At 67.7% G+C, this 12455-nt stretch carries 6 protein-coding genes; 2 read left to right on the forward strand and 4 right to left on the reverse strand.

Translation table 11 applies throughout. The features are described 5' to 3' along the window. Positions 1-146: 146 nt before the first annotated feature. Positions 147-809, reverse strand: coding sequence for a response regulator transcription factor (locus WC815_22580; protein ID MFA5911573.1), 663 nt, complete (start codon positions 807-809; stop codon positions 147-149). After that, positions 806-3793 (reverse strand): two-component regulator propeller domain-containing protein, encoded by a 2988-nt coding sequence (locus tag WC815_22585; protein MFA5911574.1) that lies wholly within the window; start codon positions 3791-3793, stop codon positions 806-808. Before WC815_22585 ends, WC815_22580 begins: the two co-directional genes overlap by 4 nt. A 148-nt stretch (positions 3794-3941) precedes the next feature. Between WC815_22585 and WC815_22590 the strand changes: the two genes are divergently transcribed. Continuing rightward, positions 3942-5978: a hypothetical protein gene (locus tag WC815_22590; GenBank protein ID MFA5911575.1), complete on the forward strand. Its 2037-nt coding sequence runs from the start codon at positions 3942-3944 to the stop codon at positions 5976-5978. A 36-nt stretch (positions 5979-6014) separates the two neighbouring features. Here the strand turns inward: WC815_22590 and WC815_22595 are convergent, their stop codons facing one another. Next, positions 6015-7649: a M1 family metallopeptidase gene (locus WC815_22595; protein MFA5911576.1), complete on the reverse strand. Its 1635-nt coding sequence runs from the start codon at positions 7647-7649 to the stop codon at positions 6015-6017. Between the two features lie 116 nt (positions 7650-7765). On the opposite strand from WC815_22595, the gene WC815_22600 reads away from it, so the two are divergent. Then, a complete protein-coding gene (locus WC815_22600; protein ID MFA5911577.1) occupies positions 7766-10120 on the forward strand; it encodes an ATP-dependent helicase C-terminal domain-containing protein in 2355 nt (784 codons plus the stop codon). 18 nt (positions 10121-10138) lie between these two features. Here WC815_22600 and WC815_22605 read toward each other — a convergent pair whose 3' ends face one another. Continuing rightward, on the reverse strand, positions 10139-12427 hold the full coding sequence (locus WC815_22605) for a TonB-dependent receptor (GenBank protein MFA5911578.1): 2289 nt from the start codon (positions 12425-12427) through the stop codon (positions 10139-10141). Positions 12428-12455: the final 28 nt, after the last annotated feature.

A 12455-nucleotide genomic window follows, 5' to 3' on the forward strand; every position in this document is an offset into this window, starting at 1 on the left:
CATCTCCGCACTCCCTCCGCCCGTGTCAACGGGATCAGGTTCCAGGGTGTGTCTCAATCCAACGGCACCACTGAAGCGGTGCCCTACAGGTAGGGCGCCCCTGTATGGGGCGCCGCCGGATACCCCTGGCGGTTCCGTCCAAGTTATCACGACAGCTCGGAGCGGTGGGCAATGGCAAACCTCATCAGCGCATTCGCGCCCCGCAGGTTGAGCTTCTCGGCAATATTGGCGCGGTGGTGCTCCACGGTCCGATGACTGATGAACATGAGCTCACCGATCTCGCGGCTGGTCTGCCCCTGGGCCACGCGCGCCAGCACGTCGCGCTCGGTGGGCGTCAGCTCCTCCAGCCCGGGTGTGGTCGCGGCGAGTGCCGTGGCGCGACTCCGCCTCGACACGAGCAAGCTCGACAATTGAGGACTCACGTAGTGGTGGCCGGCATGCACCTGGCGGACGCAATCAAGAATCTCGGTGACCGCGGCATCCTTCAGCACATAACCCAGCAATCCTGAATCAAGTGCCCGGTGCACCAGCGCCGGCTTGCGATGGGCGGTCAGCAGCACGGGCTTCACCGGCAATCGGGCTTGCTGGATGGCAAGGGCGACGGCGATTCCGTCCTGGCCTGGCATTTCCAGATCGAGCACGGCCACGTCGGGGACCAACGCGTGAATCTGCTCCAGAGCCGTCGTCCCGTTGTCGGCCTCGGCCACCACGGTGACATCGGGCGACGCATCAAGCACCGACCGCAGGCCCATGCGGATCAACGGATGGTCGTCGGCAAGCAGCACGCGGATCCGGACGGCGCCGCTCACATCGGACTCCCGGCCATCGGCACTTCGGCGGCCACCACCGTGCCCTTGCCCGGCGCTGATTCAATCGCCAGGCGGCCGCCAATCATGGCGATTCGCTCCGACATGCCAAACAGCCCGAACCCGCCAGCGCCGCCACGCCGGGCCGCCATTTCGCCCGGCTCGAACCCATCGCCATCGTCCTGCACCCGCACGCGGACGACCGACGCGTCTGCTTCGAGCGTGACGGTGGCAGATCGGGCATTCGAGTGCTTCACCAGGTTGGTGACGGCCTCCTGGATGATGCGAAACAGCGTCAACTCAGCCGCCGCCGGCAACCGGCCAGCGACATCCGTGGTGCGGCACTCGAACTTAATCGCGCACGACGCCGCGACCGTGTCCACCATCTCGGCGACGGAGGCCGCAAGCCCCAAGCGCTCGAGCTGATGCGGGGTCAGGTCCTCGACGATGTCGCGCACGTCGTTCAGGGCCTGGGCGGCGACGCCGTCGATCTCGCGAAGGCGCTGGGCGACGGCCGGCTCTGAAGGCTGCGCGTTCTGGGCCAGCAGCGCCCAGTTCCTGATCACCAGCAGGCTCTGCTGCAAGCCATCATGCAGACCGGCGGCAATGCGCGTGCGCTCCGCCTCCTGCAATTCGATCAACTGGCGCGAGAATGCCTTCTGCCGATCCTGCTCACGGCGGATCAACTTCATGCGCCAGGTGTGGCCGGCAAACGCCGCGGCGGCGGCAGCGATCACCATCAGCGCGAAGAACCACTGCGTGCGCCAGAAGGGCGGCACCACCACCACCGCGATTCGGGCGCCTTCGGTGTTCCAGACGCCGTCACGGTTGGCGGCGATGACGCGGAAATAGAAGTTGCCGTACGGCAACTGTGCGTAGCGCGCCGAGCGCTCGGTCCCGGCGTCGGTCCAGTCCTGGTCCAGGCCTTCCATCATGTAACGGAACCGTGAATGCTCGGGCCGCACGAACGTGAGCGCCGCGAACTGCACCTCGAGCGCAGTGGGTCCCGAGCGGATTTCGATGCCGGCCGCGGCGTCGACCGGCTCGTTGGCGACACTCGCCTGGGTGATGACGACGGGCGGTGGCTGCCGATTGATGGGTATGGTTTCGGGATCCACGACTACGACGCCGCGCTGCGTGGGGAACCAGATACGGCCGTCGCGATCGGTCGCGCCGGCCGGCTGCGTGCCGCCGTTGCACTCGGAATGCAGCATGCCATCGCGCGTGCCGTAGGCAACCGAGTTGACGTGCCGAATCTTGCCGGCGGCAAAGTCGTCGAGCTCGCGGCGCGACACGCGGTAGATACCGGCATTCGACGTGATCCAGAAACGCTGCTGCCGATCTTCGATGATTTGAAACGCGCCCGTGGCGAACAATCCGTCGCGAGTGGTCACCACGGTGAAGCGGCCGTCGCGAAACCTGAGGAGGCCGCTGTCGTAGGTGCCAAACCACAGTGTGCCGTCAACGTCTTCGTGAATGGCGCGGACGATGGGCTGGCCGGTGATGCCTTCGGCCGTGCCGAATTTCGTGAACCGGCCGTCGCGAAAACGCACCACCCCCGCATTGGTGCCGCCCCATAGCGCTCCGTCACGGTCCTCGTGCAACACGTGCACTTCGCCGCCTGGGTAGCCTTCAGCCAACGGCGTGATCACACCGTCGCGGTAGCGGGCCAGGCCGTTGCGGCCGCCCAGCCACACCTCTGGGCCCTTGCCCTGGTAAATCGCGCGAAGGGCCGTGCCGGCCGCAGCCGGGATGACCGCAACGCGGCCGTTGGCGATGCGGCGGATGCTGCCGTCCAACAAGCCGAGCCAGAGAACGCCGTCACGATCTTCGAAGATGGCGTTGATAAACTGTCCCTCGAGACCGAATACGGCAGACATCGGTTCGAAGCGTCGATCGCGGTAGCGGGTCAGGCCCGGCGCGCCGGCGATCCAGAGATCGCCGCGCCGGTCGGCGTAGACGACGTAGGTGTTGTCGTGTTCCAGGCCATCCTTGGCAGAGTAGGAAATCAGCGGCTTGGCGGTGAGCCGGGCCAGCCCGCCGTCGGTGGGCGCCCACAAGGTGCCCTCACGATCCTGGAACACCTTCTCGACGTTCGGTCCGGGCAATCCGTCGCTGGTGGTCAAAGCCGCGAACCCTTGGCCGTCGAAGCGCACCAGTCCGCCGTTGCCGCGAAATCCAAACCACACGTGGCCATCGCGATCCTCCGACCACGAAATGGCTCCGGCGTCTGGCAGGCCGTCGCCGGCGCCATAGCGGACAAGGCGCCCGTCGCACAGACACGCCAGTTGCCGTCTCGGATCGCCGCCAGCGGTCGGCAGCTGCAACCACAGCCGGCCCGCTCGGTCTTCGTAGGCGCTCAGCGGAACGACCTCGAGCCGGACCGTGCGCGTCACCCGCCCGCCGTCGAATCGATGCAGGCCGCCGGCATCGCGATACCAGATCGCCCCTGCTTCGGATCGGCCCAGGACTGCGCGGCCCGAGTCGCCGAGGCTCGGCAGCCCAGGGTCGGCGATAAACCGGCCGCCATCCCAGCGCACCGCGCCTTTCCTGGTGTCGACCATCAGGGTGCCGTCCGGCAGTTCGAACAGGGCGGCGACGTCGTTGTCGGGCAGGCCGTCGGCCGTCGAGTACGAGATGAACCGGCCATCGACAACGCGGGTCACGCCCAGGCCCTCGGACGTGAGCCACAGCGCGCCATCACGACTCTCGTAGAGCGAGATGAGGCGTCCCGTCCTCAGTCCTGGCGTGTTGTCAGTGGTGTAGGTCTTCAGCCGGGTGCCATCGAAGCGCACGAGGCCACCGTAGGTCGCCAGCCACAGGAAGCCGTCGCGCGTTTGCAGGACGGCATTCACCGAGTTGGTGGGCAACCCATCGGCGGTGGTCCAGGTGTCGATTCGGTACAGCGTCGCGGCCGCCAGTGAAGAGGACACCGTCCACAACACCAGCCACAGACCGAAGGCGGAGATACGCAGGACGCGGGACATAGCCGATCGGTGCCGGGGGTTCTCGGATTCTACCGAATAGGTGGCGTCACGGATACAGATCTAGGTAGTCGTACCTATTCCGGCGTCCTGCCCAGGTTCGCCATCCTTGGCCCTTGCCGCGGTCGGAGCGGAACAAGGGGAGATAACCGTGAGAAGAACAAGGGCGACGGCTGGACAGCTGCGACGATGGCTGATGGGGTGCGCGTGGGGCTTGGCATGGCTGCTATTGGCGGCCGGCACCGCCCGGGCGCAGGCGACGTTCCAAGGCCAACTCCTCGCGCCCGATGGCGGGGCAGGCGACCACTTCGGCTACTCGGTGGCGGTGAGCGCAGACACGGCGGTGGTCGGCGCCCCTCGACACGACGGCGAGGCCGGCGCTGCATATGTGCTCACGCGGACGGGCGGGGTCTGGACGCAGCAGGCGAAGCTGACCGCGGCTGACCGCGCGAGCGGCGACCTCTTTGGCTACTCGGTGGCCGTGAGCGGCGACACCGTGGTGGTCGGCGCATATGGAGACGCGAGCCAATCCGGGTCGGCGTACGTGTTCACGCGGACCAACGGCGCCTGGACGCAGCAGGCGAAGCTGACCGCGGCTGATGTCGCAGCGGGCGACTCCTTCGGCTACTCGGTGGCAGTGAGCGGAGACACCGTGGTGGTCGGCGCCTTTCGACACAACAGCGAGAACGGCGCAGCGTATGTGTTCACGCGGACGAGCGGGGTCTGGACGCGACAGGCGACGTTGGCCGGGTTCGACGGTGTAGTTTCCAACTTCTTCGGCTACTCGGTGGCGGTGAGCGCCGACACCGTGGTGGTCGGCGCCTACCGGGACTATTACTATGCCGGGTCGGCGTACGTGTTCACGCGGACGAACGGGGTCTGGACGCCGCAGGCAAAGCTGAATGGGGCCGACACCGCGGACGGCGACCTCTTCGGCTACTCGGTGGCGGTGAGCGGCGACACCGCGGTGGTCGGCGCCTACGGAGACGCCTGGGGAAACACCGGCGGCCCGCCTGGCTCGGCGTACGTGTTCGCGCGATCGGGCGGGGTCTGGACGCAACAGGCGAAGCTGATCGCGGCCGACGGCATACTGGGCGACTACTTCGGCCACTCGGTCGCGGTGAGCGGCGACACCGTGGTGGTCGGCGCCTATTTACATGACGAACTTGGCCAGAATTCCGGCTCGGCGTATATGTTCAAGCGGACGGGCGGGGTCTGGACGCCGAGGGCGGAGCTGATCGCGGCCGACGGCGCGGCGGACGACTACTTCGGTTACTCGGTGGCGGTGAGCGGCGACACAGCGGTGGTCGGTGCCGTTATCGACGATGACCGCGCCAGTGATGCCGGCGCGGCCTATGTGTTCACGCTGGACAGCGATGCCGACGGCGTGGAGAACTCTGCCGACTGGTGTCCCGCAACCGCGCCGGGCGCGGCGGTCACGACCTTCGGGTGCACGCTCGAGCAGTTGACCGGCCCGCAAGGCCCGGCCGGGAGTAACGGCCTCAACGGCGCGGCCGGCGAGCCGGGCCCACCAGGGCCGGCGGGGCCCGCCGGGCAGGATGGCGTCAGCATCCTCAGCGTGCAAGAACCCTCAGGCGCCAATTGCGCGGCGGGCGGACTCAAGCTGACACCGATCTTCGTCAACGGCGACGTCGCGGGCGCGGCACAGTACATCTGCGACGGCCTCAACGGCAGTGATGGCGCGCCAGGGGCGACGGGCCCACAAGGGCCGGCGGGCCGCCAGGGGCCGCAAGGCGAACCCGGCGCGACAGGGGCCACAGGGGCGCAAGGTCCCGCAGGTGTTGCGGGCCCGGTCGGCCTCGGCCTCGGGTTCGTCGTGCAGCCGCTCACCGGCGGCGGTGCCGTGACGCTCCCGACCGGCAACGCCAGCGTGATTGTCCTGGTCTCGAGCGCCTCGGCGCCGCGCCGCGGTGATGACGATGATGATGAATCGCGGCCGGGTCCGAACACCACCCTGACGCTGCCCGCGCCGGGCGATGCCCGCTCGCGGTTCGTGCTCGTGCGGCGGATGGACAATCGCGGACGGCTGCTCGTGCGTCCGCCAAGCGGCACCATCGTCGGCGGACGGCCCAACGAAACCGTCGTCCTCGAGCGGCGCTTCGAGCAGGTATTGCTCGTGAGCGACGGCACGAACTGGATCATCTTCGACCGCAACACCGCGCGGTAGGGACGCGACGGGGCGGCCTTGCCGGCCGCCCCGTTGCTATTTCACTGGCCGGCCATCCGCATCGAGGATTGCCACGTTCACGTAGAACAGGTCGGTGGCGACTGCCAGGTTCTTCCCGAGCTGGTTCGGCATGGTCTTCCAGTCGGCGGTCGGCTGAATCACCTGCCAGCTGCCCTTTGTTCCTACCTTGATCGGCATGGCGAACCCGCGCTCGTCGGCGTTCCAGCGATACGACACCGTGCCGGCCTTCTCGTCAAACGTCATCTCGAAGGTTGGCAGATTCGCCCGCCGCAGGTACTGGTCGAAGATCGGCGTCATGTCCTGCTTCAGCTCGGCATTGAAGAAGCGCACCATGTCTTCCGTCATGATGTTCTGGTACTTGAAGTGCTCGAACGTCGCCCGCACCAGCTTCCACCACCGCTCGTCGTCATTGACGGCGCTCCGCAGCGTGTGGAGGAACAGCGCGCACTTGAAGTAGATGTCCTGTGTGGGCGTGCGGTGGATGCCGCGCTGCGTGACCACCGGCTCCTTGTTGCCGACCTTCTTCTTGTAGCCATTCACGTACTTCAGCGCATCGTCGTAGCCGAACAGCGCCTCGACGTAGACGCCCTCGAGATACGTCGTCCAGCCCTCCTGGATCCACATGTCGGAGACGTCGGCCGCCGACACGGCGTTGCCGAACCACTCGTGGGCGCTCTCGTGGATGATGATGAAGTCGAACTTCAGGCTCACGCCCACTTCGGTCCAGTCGCGTTCCAGATAGCCGTTGGCGAACTTGTTGCCGTAGGTGACGGCGCTCTGGTGCTCCATCCCTGAATACGGAACTTCGATCAGCTTGTAGCCGTCTTTCGGGAACGGATACTTGCCGACGTATTTCTCGTAGGCCTCGATCATCGGCCTGGCCTGCGCGAACTGCTTCTTCGCCTTCTCGAGGCTGCCCGGCAGCACGAAGTAGTCGAGCGGCATGTCGCCCAGCTTCTCCGAGAACTGCACGTACTCGCCGATGTTGAGCGATACGTTGTAGGAGTTGATCGGATAGTGCACGCGCCAGTCCCAGCGCGTGTAGCCGTCGCCCAAATCCGTCTTGCCCATGAACTTCCCGTTCGAGACGTCGATCAGGCCGTTGGGCACGGCGACGTGGATGTCCATACCCTCAGGCTCATCGCGCCATTGGTCCTTGCTCGGCCACCATACACTCGAGCCTTCGCCCTCGTTCGCGGTGTTGATCCAGTGGCGGCCGGTGGGGTCCTGTCGGAAGGCGAGGCCGCCGAAGCGGCCCTGCTCCTGCGGCATCCCGGTGTAGTGGAAGTCGATCGCATAGGTGCGGCCGGCCTTGAGCGTCTCGGGGAAGTCCACGTACACCGTGTTCGCGTCGCGCTCGTACTTCAGTGTCGCCGGTCCGCGCAGGATCTTGTCGATGTTGAGATTGGCGTAGAGCTCCAACTGGATGCGGGTGTCGTCCTTGAGCATCTTGAAGCGGATGGTGTTCTTGCCGCTGATGGCTTTCTTGTCGGGATCGACGCGGACATCGAGGTCGTAATGGAGGAGGTCGTTGTTCGCCCGATAGCGGCCGTACTCGCCGCGCAGAATGTCAGCGCGCGCCGGCGCGCGGAAGGTCGTCGGCGGCTCGCGCCTCACCGGCTGCGGCGGCGACACGTTCTGGGCTGCCACACCGACAGGGCCGCCGATGGCAGGGAGGCCAGGGCCGCAGATGACACAGATGACGCAGATCACACTGGCCAAGGTGCTAAGACGCGCGAAGCTCATGGTCTGCCATCATAAGTGACGTGCCCCCGTCCCCGCTCCCTGTCGATGCCTTCATCGACCCGATCCGCCTGGCGCTGGATCGCCACCGCGCGGCCGTGCTGACGGCGGCGCCGGGGGCCGGCAAGACCACGCGCGTGCCGCCGGCGCTGGTGGACAAGGGCCGCGTGCTCCTGCTGCAGCCGCGGCGGGTCGCAGCCAGGGCCATGGCGCGTCGTATTGCCGATGAACGCGGCTGGACGCTGGGCCGCGAGGTCGGCTGGCACATCCGCTTCGAGTGGAAGGCGACCGCTGACACCCGGCTGCTCGTCGTCACCGAGGGCATCCTGACCGCATATCTGCAAGACGACCCGCTGCTGAGCAACGTCACCACGCTCATCGTCGACGAGTTCCACGAGCGCAGCATCCACGCCGACCTGGGCCTCGCGCTCGCCCGCCAGGCGTGGATGGCGCGGCCCGACCTGCGCATCCTCGTGATGTCGGCGACACTCGACACCGCGCCGGTGTCGCGCTTTCTCGGCGACTGCCCGGTGATCGAGGTGCCCGGGGCCCTCTATCCGCTCGCCGTAGGCTACGCGCCCGGCCAGACGGTCGCGGCAGCCCTCGACGAGGTCCTGCCCGCGTCGCGCGGCAATGCCTTGTGTTTCTTGCCCGGCGCCGGAGAGATTGCCCGCGCGAGTCGCGAGTCCGAGGCCGCGGCGGCGCGTCACGGTGTGGACCTGTTGTCACTGTACGGTTCGATGGAGAGCGACGCCCAAGACGCCGCCCTCGCCCCGGCGGCGCGGCGGCGCGTGATTCTGGCCACCAACATCGCGGAAACGTCGCTGACCGTGCCGGACGTGTCGATCGTCATCGACACCGGCCTCCACAAGGTGGCGCGCTACGACGGCGACCGCGGCGTGGACAGCCTCACGCTCGAGCGCATCACGCAGGACTCCGCGGATCAGCGGGCCGGCCGCGCGGGGCGGCTGGGCCCGGGCGTGGTTCGACGGCTGTGGGACCAGCGCGATCGCTTGCGGCCGCACCGCGAACCCGAGGTCCAGCGGATCGATCTGGCGGGGCCCGTCTTGTCGATCCTCGGGTGGGGCGGCGATCCCGCGGCGTTCGACTGGTTCGAGCGGCCATCCGACGAGCGTCTCGCGATCGCCGTTGCATTGCTCGAGCGACTAGGGCTGGCGCGCAACGGGCGCGCGACCGAGCAGGCCCAGTTATTGCGGCGACTGCCCTTGCACCCGCGACTCGCCCGCATCCTGGTGGACGGCCTCGGCTCGTTCGAAGCGTCAGCCGCGTGCGCGTGGTTGTCCGAGCCGGGTCGGAGCGAGGGCCGCGACCAGTCCACCTCGTGCGACCTCTTGCCCATCATCGACAGTTGGCCGCGCATGCCGTTTCATCTCAAGCGCATCGCCGAGAACCTTGAACGCAGTGCGGCAGCGGCGCTGGGCGGCCGCAAGGCAAGGCACATCGACGAGACCGCATTCAGGCGGTCGATCCTGGCGGGGTATCCCGATCGAGTGGCGAAGCGGCGGAATGCTGATCGCGTAACCCTGGCGACAGGCCACGGTGCCGTGATGGGACGCGAGAGCGGCGTACGTGACGGCGACTGGCTGGTCGCGCTGGATGTGACCTCGGGAATGGTCCGGCTAAAGCCGGACGCCACATCGCCCACGGAAGCAATGGTTCGGTCGGCCTGCCGAGTCGAACCGGAATGGCTCGCCCCTACCCGAAGCGAAGTGATCCACCGCATCGACCGCGACACGGGTATCGTGCGTGCTCACGCCACCGACTGGTACGACGCGCTCGTGTTGCGCGAGCGGCATGTGCCAGCCGACCCGGGCGTTGCCGCGCCGATGCTAGCCCAGGCCTGGCTCGACCGCGCCCGCGACGAGAAGACCGAGCGGCTCGTGCGTCGCGCGGCGTTTGCGGGCCACGCGCTCGACCTGCCCGCCCTGGCGAACGCCGCCGCGGCAGCCGCGAAAGGATTCAATGACCTGGACCTTCCCGCGCATCTGCCGTGGACGACCCGGCAGGCGATCGATCGCGACGCGCAGGACTCACTCGCCGTTCCCAGCGGCCGCTCGATGCGGCTTGAGTACGCCGCCGACGGCACTGTATCCGTCGCGGTGAAGCTGCAAGAGCTCTTCGGCCTGGCCGAGACGCCGCGCCTGGGCCCGAAGAAGATCCCGGTTACGTTTCACCTGCTCGCGCCCAACGCGCGGCCGGTGCAGACCACGCAGGACCTCAAGAGCTTCTGGTCGACGACCTACCCGGAAATCCGCAAGGAACTGCGGGGCCGCTATCCGCGGCATCCGTGGCCGGACGACCCGTGGACGGCCACGCCGACGCACCGGACCACCAGGGCCGCCCGGCGCAACGGCTAGCCACCACTCTCGGACGGGTCACCGGAGCGCAGCGTGAAGGCCGACCCACACGCTCCTGCCGTAGCCGTCGATCCCGGAGCCGTGCGTACGGTAGGCCGTGTCGAAGAGATTCTGCGCGGAGCCCACGAACTCGAGTCGCTCACCAAGTCGATGGCCCCCGCTGATCGTGAAGACGGTCCATCCAGGCGTGCCGCCCGGAGCAATCCGGTGATCGGCGATGTCGCCGCTGGCCAGCCGGTCCTGCGTGGCGGCAAACCGAAGGGCGCCTTCCAGCCAGGATCGCTCTGTCAGAGCGGCTCGAAGAGCGAGCAGTCCGTTGAGAGGCGGGATGCGGCGCATGGGCTCGTTCCTGGACGTGGCCTGCCCATAGGTGTACATCAGGGATCCCGACGCCGTCAGAGACGGCGTCAGGCGGAACTCGCCGTCCGCTTCGACACCGCGGATGAACGCGGACCCGACGTTGGCTTTCTGATACACGGGTTGAGTGCCGACCATCGGCGACCCGTCGAAGGTACCCCGCACCCGGTCGATCAGTTGATCGAGTGCCGTGCGGTAGGCCGACACCGATGCGGACCCGGCGTCGGCTCGCCACTTGACTCCGCCTTCGACGGTGACCGAGGACTCGGGCTGGAGGTCCGGCGCCGGTACCTCGACGCCGAAGTCGAACTGGCCGAGGCTGGAGAGGTCGTCGATATTCGGCGCGCGGAACGCCTGCGCCACGGATCCGAACACGCGCACGCCCTCGGTCAGCGTGAGCAGCACGCCGGCGCTCCCGGTTGCGGTCGTCGGCGCGATCGCAGCCGACCCGAACTGGGAGTCCGGGGCCGACACGGTGAAGCGGCTGATCCTGACGCCCGCGTCGGCCCGCCATCGCGGACTCGTCACCGTCGCGTGCGTGAAGGCCGCCAGCGAGCCCGCCGTGGCGCCACTGGCGTACTGCCCCCGCCGATCCTCGGACTGGCCGGTGGCCTCATCGCGATCGCGCCGGGCGCTGGTAACCGCGTCGCCGTAGTAGTCGAGACCGGAGACCAGGGAGAGTGAGGGGCGAGGCCGCGACTGCAGTTCGATGGAGAAGCCTTTCGTGAGCACCCGGTCATGTTCGACGGTGAGGACCGATGAACTTCGCGGCTGGTATTCGCGCTGTTCAGTCGTCCGGTGCAACGAGGCCGTCGCCACCACGGTCGCCCACAACGGGTTCGGCGACGTGCGTTCGTATCGCAGGTACCCGAGCTGCCGCACTTGAGGGTTGAAGGAATAGCGCGCGAAGCCCCGTTGGGCCACCTGGTCGAATCGCGGGACGTCGCCCTGGTGGTTGTGCTGATAGACCATCGTCACGCGCTGCCGCGGCGTCGCCAGCCACTCCGTACGGAGATCGCCGGCCACTTCGTCGTAGCCACTCGGCGCCTGGATCCCCAGTCCGCCCCCCGCGCGAAGATCGCCGAAGCGGCGCAGCGACACGCCGCCAACGACCCCGACCTTCCCGCTGGTGACGGCGAGGTTGAATCGACCGCTCTTCTCCATGCCGCTGCTCATGACCTTCGTCGTCGCCCCCCCGCTGACGGCGAACGGCAGCCCAACCCCCACCGGCCGGCGCGTGATGATGTTGATGACGCCACCCATGGCATCGCTGCCGTACAGCACGGAGCCCGATCCACGCACGACCTCGATCCGATCGATGTTCGCCGGATCCACCGTCGCCAGGTACTGATTCGGGCCGTACCGGAAGGTGGCGTTGTTCAAGCGGATGCCGTCGACCATCACCAGCACCTGGTTACCGACCAGGCCACGCAAGTACGGCGATCCGCCCCCGTGATTGGTCTTTTGCATGAAGACACCCGGCGCGTCCCCGAGCGCCTCGGGTGTCGTGCGGGGGAGCCTCTGGTCGAGCGCTCCCGACTCGATGACCGTGATCGACCGCGGCACATCGAACGCGCGCGCCTCGGCGCGCTCCGCGCTGACCGTCACGGACTCGTGCACGCGGTAGGGGCGGCGCATCAGGGCGAGCTCGACCGTCGAGCCACCGTTCGGGACGGCAACCGCAAGCATCGCCGGCTCGAACCCATCGGCGGTCACGCGCACCGTGTAGTTCCCTGGCTCCAGGCTGCTGAACTCCCACTCCCCGTCAGGAGCGGTCGGGATCAAACGCCCGAGCGGGAGAAGCTCGACCCGCGCCCCAGGCAGGCCGGCACGCGTGTCGTCGTCCACCGCACGCCCCCGGATCGAGGCGATGCCCGACGGTTGTGCGTCAGCCGACGACGCCGGCGCGACACACGACAGTAACAAGGCGATGCCGCAAAATGCTCTCACTCTGATCCTCAACGGTCGAGTCGCGCCC

It is taken from the genome of Vicinamibacterales bacterium (assembly GCA_041659285.1).
GTDB lineage: Bacteria > Acidobacteriota > Vicinamibacteria > Vicinamibacterales > UBA2999 > 12-FULL-67-14b.

Excerpts from the sequence above, each read along its gene's own strand:
- WC815_22585 (MFA5911574.1), bottom strand. The coding sequence starts at position 3,793 with ATGTCCCGCGTCCTGCGTATCTCCGCCTTCGGTCTGTGGCTGGTGTTG.